Annotated in this window: 10 protein-coding genes; 3 read left to right on the top strand and 7 right to left on the bottom strand. The window is 72.7% G+C overall.

The window, feature by feature from the left end; translation table 11 throughout:
* The coding region (locus ADK86_RS41395) for a universal stress protein (protein ID WP_159393946.1) at nucleotides 1-145 on the top strand (145 nt) is incomplete at its 5' end.
* A 140-nt stretch (nucleotides 146-285) separates the two neighbouring features.
* Entirely contained in the window at nucleotides 286-786 is a 501-nt protein-coding gene (locus ADK86_RS26530; RefSeq protein WP_053698867.1) for a pyridoxamine 5'-phosphate oxidase family protein, read from the top strand.
* A gap of 517 nt (nucleotides 787-1,303) precedes the next feature.
* On the opposite strand, the gene ADK86_RS26535 is transcribed toward ADK86_RS26530, so the two are convergent.
* On the bottom strand, nucleotides 1,304-2,980 hold the full coding sequence (locus ADK86_RS26535; RefSeq protein ID WP_199834473.1) for a GAF domain-containing protein: 1,677 nt from the start codon (nucleotides 2,978-2,980) through the stop codon (nucleotides 1,304-1,306).
* Nucleotides 2,981-3,273: 293 nt separating this feature from the next.
* Here ADK86_RS26535 and ADK86_RS26540 point away from each other — a divergent pair, with 293 nt between their 5' ends.
* Nucleotides 3,274-3,966, top strand: coding sequence for a CBS domain-containing protein (locus tag ADK86_RS26540; RefSeq protein ID WP_063789094.1), 693 nt, complete (start codon nucleotides 3,274-3,276; stop codon nucleotides 3,964-3,966).
* A 97-nt stretch (nucleotides 3,967-4,063) separates the two neighbouring features.
* Here the strand turns inward: ADK86_RS26540 and ADK86_RS26545 are convergent, their stop codons facing one another.
* The 6 genes from ADK86_RS26545 to hemG form a co-directional block, all read right to left on the bottom strand.
* Nucleotides 4,064-4,798, bottom strand: coding sequence for a response regulator (locus ADK86_RS26545; protein ID WP_053698869.1), 735 nt, complete (start codon nucleotides 4,796-4,798; stop codon nucleotides 4,064-4,066).
* Nucleotides 4,799-4,937: 139 nt separating this feature from the next.
* Entirely contained in the window at nucleotides 4,938-5,657 is a 720-nt protein-coding gene (narI, locus tag ADK86_RS26550; RefSeq protein WP_053698870.1) for a respiratory nitrate reductase subunit gamma, read from the bottom strand.
* Nucleotides 5,654-6,310: a nitrate reductase molybdenum cofactor assembly chaperone gene (gene narJ, locus ADK86_RS26555; protein ID WP_053698871.1), complete on the bottom strand. Its 657-nt coding sequence runs from the start codon at nucleotides 6,308-6,310 to the stop codon at nucleotides 5,654-5,656. The genes narI and narJ overlap by 4 nt, the downstream gene beginning before the upstream one ends.
* Nucleotides 6,307-8,073, bottom strand: a complete 1,767-nt coding sequence (narH, locus tag ADK86_RS26560; protein ID WP_053698872.1) for a nitrate reductase subunit beta — start codon at nucleotides 8,071-8,073, stop codon at nucleotides 6,307-6,309. Before narH ends, narJ begins: the two co-directional genes overlap by 4 nt.
* A gap of 1 nt (nucleotide 8,074) precedes the next feature.
* On the bottom strand, nucleotides 8,075-11,785 hold the full coding sequence (locus ADK86_RS26565; RefSeq protein WP_053698873.1) for a nitrate reductase subunit alpha: 3,711 nt from the start codon (nucleotides 11,783-11,785) through the stop codon (nucleotides 8,075-8,077).
* Between the two features lie 122 nt (nucleotides 11,786-11,907).
* Nucleotides 11,908-13,437: a protoporphyrinogen oxidase gene (gene hemG / locus ADK86_RS26570; protein ID WP_078952289.1), complete on the bottom strand. Its 1,530-nt coding sequence runs from the start codon at nucleotides 13,435-13,437 to the stop codon at nucleotides 11,908-11,910.
* Between the last annotated feature and the right edge of the window lie 48 nt (nucleotides 13,438-13,485).

Consider the following 13,485-nt stretch of genomic DNA (forward strand, 5'->3'; position numbering starts at 1 on the left):
CCTGCTGTCCGCCGGCGCGCGGGCCCGGCTGCTGGTCGTGGGGCGCCGCAGCCCGGGCCGGCACGACCTGAGGAAGATCGGCGCGGTCGCGCACGCGGCACTGCACCACGCGGCGTGCCCGGTGGCCGTGGTGCCCCACCCGTAGGCTGGGAACAGCGGACGGCCCTGCGCAAGTGCCCCCGACCGGGGTCCGTTCGGCCCTGTTGCCGCGATCCCGCTTCGGGGAGGCTGGCAGGCAGGCAACGAGTGCCCGGACGAACGCCGCCGGAGCAGAGGGTGTGCAGGATGAACGACGAAGACGCTCAGCAGGTCGAGGAACTCCGTGAACCGGTGGCTCCCCGGGGGATGCAACAGCTGCCCCGGGGCGAATCGCTGCGGCTGCTGGGCAGCGTCCCGCTCGGCCGGCTGGTGTTCACCCAGAACGCCCTGCCGGCCATCCGACCCGTCAACCACCTCATGGACGGCGAGGACATCATCGTCCGGCTCAACGACGGCGCGACCCTGACCTCGATCGCACCGCCCGCGGGCGAGGCGGGCCTGGTGGTCGCATACGAGGCCGACACCATCGACCCACGTACCCACCTCGGCTGGAGCGTCATCGTCACCGGCTACGCGCGACTGGTGGCCGACCCGGCGCAAGTCGCCCGCTACGAAAGCCTGCTGCGCCCCTGGGTGCAACAGACCATGAACGGCGTCCTGCGCATCCAACCCGACCTGGTCACCGGCTTCCGACTGGTGGCACAACCCGCGGTCGCGGCGTGCGCCGCGGGGGGCGAGCGTCGCTGAGGCCCCGGCGCCGTCACGAAGCGGCCAGCATGGCCGCCAACGGCGCGCGCCCCCTGCTCCGACCGGACCATGGCGCCCGGTACTTGCCGTACTGGCAGGCTGGCGTGGTGCGCACATCTCGGCAAGCAGCCGAGCGCGAGTTGCGCGAGGAGATCGGGTGGACCGACATCGAGGTCACCGGCGCCGTGCTGTGCCGGTGGCGACACGACTTCACGCGGGCCGGGATGCCGGCCCGTCAGCATGAGGAGATCTTTCTCGCCCGGGGCCCCGCCGGGACCCGATCGGTGACGTTGCGGCCGCGCATGCGACGGACAGGACCTTCCGGTGGCACTGGTGGTCACCGGACGATCTGTCCGCCGGCCGCGAGCCGACATGGCCGCCGCAGCTGGGCGAACTGCTCGCCGCAGTACGGGAATCCGGCGCGCCGCCGACGCCCGTCGGCCTCGGTTACGTCTCGAACGGGGCCGTCAGCGGGGGACGACCCAGGAGGGCTCCGGAGCCCTCTACAGCCGACCCGTCACGCCTCCCCGCCCAGCGGTGCGCGCCATACGATCCGGCTGCCGCCGTCGTCCGGCGTGTGGATCTCCATCGTCCCGCCCACCCGGTCCGCCCGTTCCGCCAGGTTGGTCAGTCCGCTGCGCCGGCCGCCCTGCGGGATGCCCCGGCCGTTGTCCGTGACGGCCAGCACGACCTCGTCGCCGGTGGCCTGCAGTGCCACCTCCACCCGGGTCGCATGGGCGTGCCGGGCCGCGTTGCTCAACAGCTCGGTCAAAGCCGCCACGACATGGTCGGCGACCTGGACGGGTACGTCCGTGTCGAGCAGGCCCTCCATGCTCAGCCGGGGCGGGAAGCCCAGCGCCGTACCGGCCTCCCCCACCGCACGCGCCACCCGGGCCCGCAGGCTCGGACCCGTGTCCTCCTCCCGGACCCGCAGACCGAAGATCGTCGACCGGATGATCTTGATGGTCTCGTCCAGATCGCCCACTGCCCGGGTGACCCGCTCCGCCGCCCCGGCGTGCTCGACCAGCCGGGCCGCGCTCTGCAGCGTCATCCCGGTGGCAAACAGCCGCTGAATGGCCAGATCATGCAGATCACGGGCGATCCGGTCGCGGTCCTCCAGCAGGGCCAGCTGCTCGGCATCCCGCCGGCGCTCGGCCAGCTCCAGGGCCAGCGCCGCCTGCCCGGCGAACGCGTGCAGCGGCTCCAGCTCCTCCTCGGTGAAGACCGGCTCCCCCTCGGCCCGCGCCAGCAGGAGGACGCCCCGGGCGCTCTCGCTGCCCAACGGCACGGCCACCGCGGGGCCCAGGCCGTCGAACCGGCGGGGCCCGGCGGCATACCGGTCGTCGGCCGCCAGCCCGGACGTGGTCACCGGCCCGCCCGAGGTGAGAGCGGCACCGGACAGCGTGCCGTCGGCCGGGACCACCAGGCCGCGGCGCTTGTCGGCGTTGCCGCCGAGCGCCAGCTCGACGACCAGGTCGCCGGTGCCGGGCATCGGCACGCACACATCCGCCAGCCGCGCCCGGGTGATCTCCTGCGCCCGGCGGGCGATCAGCTCCAGGACCTCCAGGCGGGGAATGCCGGACAGCAGGCTGTTGGTGATCTCCGCGCCCGCCTTCAACCAGCGCTGCTGGCGCTGCGAGCCCTCATAGAGCCGGGCGTTGTCGATCGCCACACCGGCCGCGACCGACAGCGTGGAGATCACCGACTCGTCCTCCGCGTCGAAGTCCTGCCCGCCGCGCTTATCGGTCAGATAGAGGTTGCCGAAGACCTCATCACGCACCCGGATCGGCACGCCCAGGAACGTGCGCATCGGCGGATGGTGCGCCGGGAAGCCGTACGACGACGGATGGGCGCTGAGATCACTGAGCCGCAACGGCTCGGGCTTGCGGATCAGTTCGCCCAGGATGCCGTGCCCGGCGGGCAACGGCCCGATCGCCGCCACCTGTTCAGGGGTCAGGCCCACGGTCAGGAACTGCGAGAGCCGTCTGCCGTCCGGGCCGATCACCCCCAGCGCCGCATACTCCGCATCGACCAGCAGCGCGGCGGCCTCGACGATACGCCGCAGCACCTGGGGCAGATCCAGTTCCCGCCCCACCGAGACCACCGCCTCCAGCAGGCTGTGCACCCGGTCCCGGGTCCCGCGCGCCGCGTCGATGCGTGCCTGCAGCTCCTCCAGCAACTCATCCAGTCGCATCTGCGGCAGCCGCGACAACGACTCCTGCGTACCCACCGGTCCTCCTTCTCCGCTCCGCCCGCCGTACCCGGTCAGCGTAACCCTGTCCGGACAGCGGCTCCCGACCGCCGCCATCCTGCGCTCATCCGCTGCCGCCCAGGTCATGCGTGTGACGCAGCGGGCCTGGTGGCCCTGGGATGAAGGCGGATAGGCCCCTGCTCCCCGGCCCCTTCCTCGGCCAGACTCGTCCGGCGGGGGCAGGGACCGGCATGGCGGCCGGTCCCGTGAGGCACCGACCGAGGGGAGGTATCGCCGTGCAGGACCGCACCGTTGCCGAGGTGATGACGTGGGATGTCGTCCAGGCCCGCCCGGACACCCCGGCGCAGGAGCTGGCCCGGCTGCTCGACGTCCACCGGATCAGCGGCCTGCCGGTGGTGGACGGCGACGACAAGGTCATGGGGGTGGTCTCCCGTACGGACCTGCCCGCGCCCCCGGGCGGCCGGGACGGGAGCCCTGCCGTACTACGCCCGGTGCCGCGCCGTCCGGCCGGTACCGCGACCGCCCGCGGCACGACCGCGGGCGAGGTGATGACCACTCCGGCGGTCACCGTGCACCCGGAGCACCGTGTGGTGGACGCCGCCCGCATCATGCAGCGCCGGCACGTCGACCGGCTGCCCGTCGTGGACGAGGAGGACCGCCTCATCGGCATCACCACCCGCCGCGACCTGCTGCGGGTCTTTCTGCGGACGGACGAGCAGATCCGTGCGGAGGTGGCCGACGAGGTGCTGGGCCGCGCCCTGGACGTACCGCCGGGCGACGTGCTGGTCTCGGTACGGGACGGCGTCGTGACCCTGCGGGGAACGCTCCCGCACGAGGACGACATCCCGGCCGCGATCGGTCTGACCTGGCGGGTTGACGGAGTCGTGGGCGTGGTCAGCCGCCTCGTCGCGCGCGCGGGCGGCGACGGTCCCCCGCACACCGGGGCCTTATGGCGGACGCGGGACTGACCGGTCACGCCCCGGCCCCGCCCGGCGCTGCGCGGTCCGGGCCGGGTAGCCGGGGGCAGGCCGCGGAATTCCCCGCCGGACCGGGCACCGGGGCCCGTCAGCGCCGCGGGCCGCCGTCGCGCGGCGACGCGGCGGGGCCCGTCCGGGGTTCCTGGGAGCCCGCGAGCGCCTGGGTGGCGATGACGGCGGCCTGGACGCGGCGCTCCACGCCCAGCTTGGCCAGCAGGCGGGAGATGTTGTTCTTGACGGTCTTCTCCGCGAGGTAGAGCCGCTTGCCGATCTCCCGGTTGGTCAGGCCCTCGCCCACCAGCGCCAAAATCTCCCGCTCCCGCTCGCTCAGCCCGGACAGGCCGTCCGGCCGCTCCTCCTGCTTGGGCTCGCCGCGCAGCCGGGCCATGACACGGGCGGTGGCGCCGGCGTCCAGCAGCGACTGGCCGGAGGCCACCGTCCGTACGGCGTTGACCAGGTCGGTCCCGGTGATCTGCTTGAGCACGTACCCGGCGGCGCCCGCCATGATCGCGTCCAGCAGGGCCTCCTCGTCGTCGAACGAGGTCAGCATCAGGCACACCAGGTCCGGCATCCGCGAGCGCAGCTCACGGCAGACGCTGACGCCGTCGCCGTCCGGCAGCCGGACGTCCAGGATCGCCACCTGCGGACGCAGGGCGGGCACGCGCACCAGCGCCTGTTCGGCGGTGTTCGCCTCCCCCACCACGGTGAGGTCCGGTTCGGCGTCCAGGAGGTCGTGCACGCCGCGGCGCACCACCTCGTGGTCGTCGAGCAGGAAGACGCTGACCGGTGCCTTCGTCCGGGCGTCGGCCGGGTTCTCCGTCATCACACAGCTCCGATGTTCCTGATCCGGCCCGCCCGCGCGGGCGGTGCCACTGATCAGCCTGCCGCACGCCAGGGCCGAAGGGCCAGGGCCGGACGGCCCTTCTTGCCACCGCATCCGGGCATGATTCTCCCGGCCGGTCTCAGCGGACGCGTTCCCAGCCGCGCCGGGGTGGCCGCGAGCCCAGCTGCGCGTCGCGGCTGCGGTAGACGATGTACGGGCGGGTGAGGTAGCCCAGGGGCGCGGTGAGCATGTGGACGAGCCGGGTGAACGGCCACACGGCGAACAGGGCCAGCGCGCTGAGCGCGTGCAGCTGGTAGAGCAGCGGTACGCCGGTCATCAGCGTGGGCTCGGGCCGAAAGGAGAGCACCGACCGGAACCACGGGGAGATGGTGGTGCGGTAGTCGTAGCCCGCGCCGGCGATGTTGGCGTCGACCGTGGCGGCCAGTCCCAGCACCAGGGCGAGGGTGAGCAGGACGTACATCAGCTTGTCGTTGCGTGTGGTGGCGCTGAACACGGGGCCGACGGTACGGCGCCGGTAGATCAGGAGGGCCAGGCCGCCGAGTGTGCACACGCCCGCGACGGTGCCCAGGGCGACGGCGGTGACGTGGTAGGCGTGCTCGGTGATCCCGGCGGCCTCGGTCCAGCCGTGCGGGATCAGCAGACCCACCACATGGCCGATGATCACCAGCAGGATGCCGAAGTGGAACAGCGGGCTGCCGATGCGCAGCAGGCGGTTCTCGTGGAGCTGGGACGAGCGGGTGGTCCAGCCGAACTTGTCGTAGCGGTAGCGCCAGATGTGTCCGCCGATGAACACGACCAGCGCCACGTACGGCAGCACCACCCACAGCAGGATGCTCATCGGCGGCCTCCCGCCGGGTCGGGCAGGTACGAGGGCGGGGCGAAGGGGGCCAGGCCCACCTGTTCCTCGGGCGGTCCTTCGGCGGCGAGCCGGGCGACGGCGGTGCGCTGGTCCCCGGCCAGGGGCGGCAGGGTCGCCGACACCGAGTCCAGGACGTGCGCCCAGGGCGCGGACGCGTCGTGCAGGGCCAGGCGGAGGAGTTCCAGGCCGGCCCGGTGCTCCAGGAGCAGGCGCCGGCCCGGCTCGGGCTCGGCCGCGGCGAATTCCAGTACGACGGCGAGGTGGTCGGGGAGTTCGTCGTCGGACAGCCGCAGTCCGGCGGCGGCGTAGGCCGTTTTCATGCGGAGCAGCGCGACTCCGCGTTTCCGGGTGTCTCCGCAGGCGTAATAGGTCAGGAACGGGCAGCAGCGCTTCTTGTGGTCGAAGACGCCGACGTATTCCGTGGCCAGCTTCTCGGTATCGCTCCCGGCCACGTGGTCGAGGAAGCGGAGCATGGGGGCGGCGACCGGGCCGGGCAGGAGACGCGCGGTCCGGTGGGCCAGGCGTACGCGCCACGGGAAGTGTTCGTCGGGGTAGGCCAGCAGCAGCGACTGGACCTGCCAGGCCGGTTCGCGTACGGGGGCGGGTACGGGTACGGAAAGGTGGTCGGTCACGGCTTCGGCTCGCTCTCGGCGTTCGGATCGGTACCGTCCACCGGTTCCGCCGGAGTACTCCCCCGGCTTCCGGACCGGTCTGCGGAGCGGCTTCCGGACCGGCGGGGGAACAGCCCTTGTGGGCTGCCCTTGCCGTCCCAGTTCAGGAGGTTGACACGGGCTTCCTTGTCGGCCGGGTCGGTGAGGGTGCCGGTGGTCTGGCGGGCTTGCAGCATGCGGAAGTTCTCGACGGCGATCGGCGAGTTCGCGCCGGAGGACTCCCCGAACGGGCCGGAGCTGCCCGCCCCTCCCCCGTCGCCGCCCATTCCCGGACCGCCCTCGTAATCAAGGCTGCATTCGGTGGCCAGTTCCTCCAGCCCGTGGGCCTGTTCGGCGTGGGCGGGCGGGATGACATAACGCTCGTCGTATTTGGCCAGGGCCAGGAGGCGGTACATGTCGTACATCTCCTCCTCGCTCATGCCGACCGCCTCGGGAATGGCGGCGTCGGGCTCGCGGCCCAGGTTGATGTCGCGCATATAGCTGCGCATGGCCGCCAGCCGTCGCAGTACGGCGTCGACGGGGCCCGGGTCGCCCGCGGTGAACAGCTCGGCCAGGTACTCCACGGGGATGCGCAGCGCGTCGATGGCGGCGAACAGGTTCCCCCGGTCCTCCGCGTCGTGTCCGGTGCCGCCGACCGCGTCCACGACCGGGGACAGCGGCGGGATGTACCAGACCATCGGCATCGTGCGGTACTCCGGGTGGAGGGGCAGGGCCACCCGGTAGGTGCTGATCAGCGAGTGGACGGGCGAGCGCCGCGCCGCCTCGATCCAGTCGCGCGGGATGCCGTCCCGCTCGGCGGCCGTGATCACGGCGGGGTCGTGCGGGTCGAGGAGGACGCGCCGCTGTGCCTCGTACAGGCCCTTGTCGTCGGGGGTGGCGGCGGCTTCCAGGACGCGGTCGGCGTCGTAGAGCACCAGGCCGATGTAGCGCAGGCGCCCGACGCAGGTCTCGGCGCAGACGGTGGGCAGGCCCACCTCGACGCGCGGGAAGCAGAAGGTGCACTTCTCGGCCTTGCCGGTGCGGTGGTTGAAGTACACCTTCTTGTACGGGCAGCCCGTCACGCACATCCGCCAGCCGCGGCAGCGGTCCTGGTCGACGAGGACGATGCCGTCCTCGGTGCGCTTGTAGATCGCCCCGGAGGGGCAGGACGCCGCGCACGAGGGGTTGAGGCAGTGCTCGCAGATCCGCGGCAGGTAGAACATGAACGTCTGCTCGAACTGGAACCTGATCTTCTCGGAGACCTCGTCGAGCAGGACGTCCTGCTCGCTGGTCGCCCTCGACCCGCCCAGGTCGTCGTCCCAGTTCGCCGACCAGGTGATCTTCATGTCCTCGCCGGTGATCAGCGACTTGGGCCGGGCGACGGGCGTGTGCTCCTGGAGCGGGGCGTTGGTCAGCGTCTCGTAGTCGTACGTCCAGGGCTGGTAGTAGGCGTCGAGGGAGGGCAGCTTGGGGTTGGAGAAGATCGTGACCAGCTTGCGGAACCGCCCGCCGGCCTTGAGCGTGAGCCGCCCGCGCCGGTTCAGCCGCCAGCCGCCCCGCCAGGTCTCCTGGTCCTCGTAGCGGCGCGGGTAGCCCTGCCCCGGCCGGGTCTCGACGTTGTTGAACCAGACGTACTCGACGCCGGTGCGGTTGGTCCACGCCTGTTTGCAGGTGACCGAGCAGGTGTGGCAGCCGATGCACTTGTCGAGGTTCATCACCATCGCCATCTGGGCCATGACCTTCATGTCAGTACGTCACCTCCTGGGAGCGGCGGCGGATGACGGTGACCTCGTCCCGCTGGTTGCCGGTGGGACCGAGGTAGTTGAAGGCGAAGGACAGCTGGGCGTAGCCGCCGATGAGGTGGCTGGGCTTGATCAGCAGCCGGGTCAGGGAGTTGTGGATGCCGCCGCGGCGGCCGGTGGTCTCGGTGCGCGGCACGTCGATCAGCCGGTCCTGCGCGTGGTGCATGTAGACGGTGCCCTCGGGCATCCGGTGGGAGACGACAGCGCGGGCGGCGACGACGCCGTTGCGGTTGACCGCCTCGATCCAGTCGTTGTCCGCGACGCCGATCTTCGCCGCGTCCTCCTGGCTCATCCACACCGTCGGCCCGCCGCGCGAGAGGGAGAGCATGAACAGGTTGTCCTGGTACTCCGAGTGGATGGACCATTTGTTGTGCGGGGTCAAGTACCGGACGGTGACGCCGAGTTCACCGGTCGCTCCCACCGCGGGTTCACCGAAGAGGGCGGCCATGTCCAGCGGCGGCCGGTAGACGGGCAGTTGCTCGCCCAGCTCGGCGATCCAGTCGTGGTCGAGGAAGAAGTGCTGCCGTCCGGTGAGGGTGTGCCAGGGCTTGAGGCGTTCGGTGTTGATGGTGAACGGCGCGTAGCGGCGCCCGCCGGACTCCGATCCCGACCACTCGGGGGAGGTGATGACGGGCACCGGCCGGGCCTGGGTGTCGGCGAAGGTGATCTGCTTGCCCTCGTGTTCGGCCGCCAGGTCGGCCAGCCGGGTACCGGTGCGGGCCTCGACCGTACGGAAGCCCTGGGTGGCCAGGTGCCCGTTGGTGGTGCCCGACAGGGCGAGGATCGCCTCGCAGGCGTGCACGTCGCGGGCCAGCGAGGGCCGCCCGTCGCCCGCTCCGCCGCGTACGGTGCCGTTCTGGTGCCGCAGGTACTCCAGCTCGCGGCCGACGTCGAAGGTGACGCCCTTCGTGGTGGCGCCGAGGGTGTCCAGCAGCGGGCCGAGGGCGGCCATCTTGTCGGCGACGGCGGTGTAGTCGCGCTCGACGGGGATCAGCTTGGGCATCGTGCGGCCGGGGACCGGATCGCACTCGCCCGCCTTCCAGTCCCGTACGCGGCCGTGCGGGGTGGCCATGGCGTCGGGGGTGTCGTGCAGCAGCGGGGCGGCCACCACGTCGGTGGCGGTGCCGAGGTGGCCGGCGGCCAGGCGGCTGAAGGCGCGGGCGAGGGTGTGGAAGGCGTCGAAGTCGGTGCGGGTCTGCCAGGGCGGGGAGATGGCCGGGTTGAAGGCGTGCACGTAGGGGTGCATGTCGGTGCTGTTGAGGTCGTGCTTCTCGTACCAGGTCGCGGCGGGCAGCACCACGTCCGAGTAGAGGGTGGTGCTGGTCATCCGGAAGTCGAGGGACAGCAGCAGGTCGAGCTTTCCGGTGGGGGCCTGCTCGCGCCAGGTCACGTCGCGGGGGCGGACTCCCTCGGGCGCTTCGGTGGCGCGCACGGCGGAGTCGGTGCCCAGCAGGTGCTTGAGGAAGTATTCGTTGCCCTTGGCGGAGGAGCCCAGCAAATTGGCGCGCCACACGGTCAGCACCCGCGGGAAGTTCTCCGGCGCGTCGGGGTCCTCGGCCGCGAACCGCAGCCGCCCGGCCTTCAGTTCGTCCACCACATACGGGCCCACCTCCTGGCCTGCGGCTTCCGCGTCGGCGGCGAGGGTGAGCGGATTGCGGTCGAAGGTGGGGTGAGAGGGCATCCAGCCGAGGCGCGCCGACTGCGCGATCACATCGGCCGTGGACCGGCCGGCGAAGGTGCCGCCGGCGGAGGCGGCGGTGAGGGTGTCGGCGCCGAAGGGGTCGTAGCGGAACTGGTCGGTGTGCAGGTACCAGTAGGCGGTCTGGATCATCTGGCGGGCGGGCCGGTTCCAGTCGGCGGCGGTGGCCAGCACGGAGTAGCCGGTGATCGGGCGGACCTTCTCCTGGCCGACGTAGTGGGCCCAGCCGCCGCCGTTGACGCCCTGGCAGCCGGTGAGGGTGGTCAGGGTCAGGAAGGCGCGGTAGATGGTGTCGGAGTGGAACCAGTGGTTGGTCCCGGCCCCCATGATGATCATGGAGCGGCCGCCGGACTCCTCCGCGTTGGCGGCGAACTCCCGGGCGATACGGGCCGCCTTCTCCGCCGCCACACCGGTGACCGGCTCCTGCCAGGCGGGGGTGTACGGCTCCGCCGCGTCGTCGTAGCCCGTCGGCCACCGGCCGGGCAGCCCCTCGCGGGCCACCCCGTACTGGGCCAGCAGCAGGTCGTAGACCGTGGTGACGGTCTTTCCGCCGACCTGCCGTACGGGGACACCGCGCAGCAGCCGCCCGGCTTTCCCGTCGGGAGCGTCGAAGCGGGGCAACTCCACCGGTACGGGTGCCTCTTCCCCGCCGGCGGCCGTCAGCAGCGGGTCGATGTCGCCGAGGTCGAGATTCCACCGGCCGGCGCCCGACTCGCCGAAGCGGTGGCCGAGCGTCCCGCCCGGCACCACGGGGCGGCCCGTGACGGCGTCCAGCAATACGGTCTTGAACTCGGCGTTCTCGGCCGCGCCCTCCTCGCCTCCCAGGTCGGCGGCGGTCAGGAACTTGCCGGGCGTGTACCGGCCCGGCGCCGACTCGTCCAGGACGACCAGGAACGGCAGATCGGTGAAGCGCTTCACGTACGAGATGAAGGGCGCCGTCTCCCGCTCGACGAAGAACTCCTTCAGAACGACGTGCCCCATGGCCATCGCCAGGGCCCCGTCGGTGCCGGGCCGCGCGTGCAGCCACTCGTCGGCGAACTTCACGTTGTCCGCGTAGTCCGGGGCGACGGCGACGACCTTCTGGCCCCGGTAGCGGGCCTCGGCCATCCAGTGCGCGTCCGGCGTACGGGTCACCGGCAGATTGGAACCCCACATGATCAGATAGCCCGCGTCCCACCAGTCCCCCGACTCGGGCACGTCCGTCTGGTCGCCGAAGACCTGCGGCGAGGCCACCGGCAGGTCCGCGTACCAGTCGTAGAACGACAGCATCACCCCGCCGAGCAGCGAGTAGAACCGCGCCCCGGCCGCGTGCGACACCATCGACATGGCCGGGATCGGCGAGAAACCCGCCAGCCGGTCCGGGCCGTACTCCTTGATGGTGTGCACATGCGCGGCGGCGACCAGCTCCGCCGCCTCCTCCCAGGTCGCCCGCAGCAGGCCGCCCTTGCCGCGCGCCGCCTTGTAGCGGCGGGCGCGCTCGGGGTCGCCGACGATGTCGGCCCAGGCCAGCACCGGGTCGCCGAGGCGCTGCCGGGCCTCGCGGTACAGCTGGAGCAGCACCCCGCGTACGTACGGATAGCGGACGCGGGTCGGCGAGTAGGTGTACCAGGAGAACGCCGCGCCGCGCGGGCATCCGCGCGGCTCGTACTCCGGGCGGTCCGGGCCGACCGACGGATAGTCGGTCTGCTGCGCCTCCCAGGTGATGATGCCGTCCTTGACGAACACCTTCCACGAGCAGGAGCCGGTGCAGTTCACGCCGTGCGTGGAGCGCACCACCTTGTCGTGCGACCAGCGGTCCCGGTAGAAGGCGTCCGCCGCGCGCCCGCCGGTCCGGTACAGCGTGCGCCCGTCGTCCGAGACCCGGGCGCGGGTGAAGAAGCGGCGGCTGTTCACCAGCGCCTCGGCCAGCGGGCCGTCCAGGCCCGGGGGCCGCTCCGGATGGGTTCCGGTACGCACCGCGCCACTCCGCTCCCGGGCACCCTGCCCGTTCGGATCGTGATCGGTTCACCGCGAACGGCTTCAGGGCCACTTTCCACGCAAAGCGGGGCTGCCGCACCATGAGTGCGGCGCCGGATTTCTCACCCGCGGGGGCGGCGCGCGTCGAGCGACGCCGTGACCGCCTCGGCCGCCCGCCCGGCGCCCTCGACGCAGCTGGTGATGCCGACACCGTCGTACGCGGCCCCGCAGACCGCCAGCGTGCCGAGCCGTCCCAGGTGCTCCCGCACGCGGGCGATCCGGTCGGTATGGCCGACGGTGTACTGCGGCAGGCCGGTCGCCCAGCGGGTGACGGCACTGGCGTACGGTACGGCCGCCAGGCCGGTCGCCTCGGCCAGCTCGGCCCGGGAACGGTCCACCAGTTCGGCGTCGTCGAGGCGCAGGGCGGTGTCCTCGCCGTACCGGCCGACGGATGTGCGCACCACGGCCTTGCCGGGCGCGTACCGGCCCGGCCACGCCCATTTGGCGCTCAGGAACGTGGCCGCCTTGATGAGGCGCCCGTCCACCGGCGGGACCAGGAAGCCGCTGCCCGGCAGCTCGCCCGTCAGACCGGCGCGGTCGAAGACCAGGGTGACCAGGGCCATGTCCGCGTACTCGACGGCGCGCAGCGCGGCGGCCGCGGCCGGCACCTCGTCGGCCAGCAGGCGGGCGGCGGCGGGCGCGGGGACGGCGAGCACCACCGCGTCGGCGTCGATCCGGTGCTCACCCGCGGCGTCCCGTACCGTCAGCCGCCAGCCGTGCCCGGTGTTGCGCAGGGTGCGGGCCGCGGTGGCGGTGCGGATGTCGACGCCCACGGTCCGGCACGCCTGGGCGACGGCCAGGGGCAGCCGCCCCAGTCCGCCCCGTACGCTGCGGAACGGCGGCACGGCCGCCCCGGGCTTCGGCGCCTCCGGCTCCGGGCCGCCGGACGCCGGTGTGCGCATGCGGCGGATGCCTTCGAGCAGGGACCGCTCCTCGCGGGCGACGGGGAGCAGATGCGGCAGCGCGGCGCGCAGGGAGATGCGGTCGGCGTGCCCGGCGTACACGCCGCCGAGGAGGGGTTCGACGAGCCGGTCGACCGCTTCGCGCCCCAACCGGGCGGCCACGTACTGGCCGACGGCGATGTCGTCGCCCACATCCGTACGCGGGAGCGTCAGGTCATCGCGGGCGCGCGCGAGGCCGCCGGCGGACAGCACCCCGCAAGCAGCCAGGGAGTCGAGGTCGGCGGGGATGCCCATGATGTGGCCCCGGGGCAGCGGGCGGAGCGCGCCGCGGGTCCACAGCGAAGCCTCCGCCGTGGCCGGAGCCTCCAGCTCCTCCCCCAGTCCGACCTCCCGGGCCAGGTCCACGGCGGACGGCTGCCGTGCGAACACCGCCTCGGCCCCCAGGTCCACGGGTACGCCGCCGACCTCCGCGCACAGGAGCTTGCCGCCGAGCCGCCCGGCGGACTCCAGCAGCGTCACCCGCGCCCCGGGACCGCTGCCGCCCGCCGCGCCACTGAGGCGGGCGGCAGCGGTCAGTCCGGCGATGCCGCCGCCCACGACCACGATGTGCGGCCGCGTCTCCCCGGGCGCCGGTGCGGAGGGGGCGGGCAGGGCGGAGGGAGCGAGGTGCGGGGTGGTGGATGCGTTCATCGGGCTGCGCTGCCTTTCTGAGGGCGCCTCAGGGGCGCCGTTGTCCGA

This window comes from Streptomyces sp. NRRL F-5755, from assembly GCF_001279365.1.
Taxonomy (GTDB): domain Bacteria; phylum Actinomycetota; class Actinomycetes; order Streptomycetales; family Streptomycetaceae; genus Streptomyces; species Streptomyces rimosus.

Excerpts from the sequence above, each read along its gene's own strand:
- ADK86_RS26530 (WP_053698867.1), top strand. The coding sequence starts at position 286 with ATGAACGACGAAGACGCTCAGCAGGTCGAGGAACTCCGTGAACCGGTG.
- ADK86_RS26535 (WP_199834473.1), bottom strand. The coding sequence starts at position 2,980 with ATGCGACTGGATGAGTTGCTGGAGGAGCTGCAGGCACGCATCGACGCG.
- hemG (WP_078952289.1), bottom strand. The coding sequence starts at position 13,437 with ATGAACGCATCCACCACCCCGCACCTCGCTCCCTCCGCCCTGCCCGCC.
- narH (WP_053698872.1), bottom strand. The coding sequence starts at position 8,073 with ATGAAGGTCATGGCCCAGATGGCGATGGTGATGAACCTCGACAAGTGC.
- ADK86_RS26545 (WP_053698869.1), bottom strand. The coding sequence starts at position 4,798 with ATGACGGAGAACCCGGCCGACGCCCGGACGAAGGCACCGGTCAGCGTC.
- narI (WP_053698870.1), bottom strand. The coding sequence starts at position 5,657 with ATGAGCATCCTGCTGTGGGTGGTGCTGCCGTACGTGGCGCTGGTCGTG.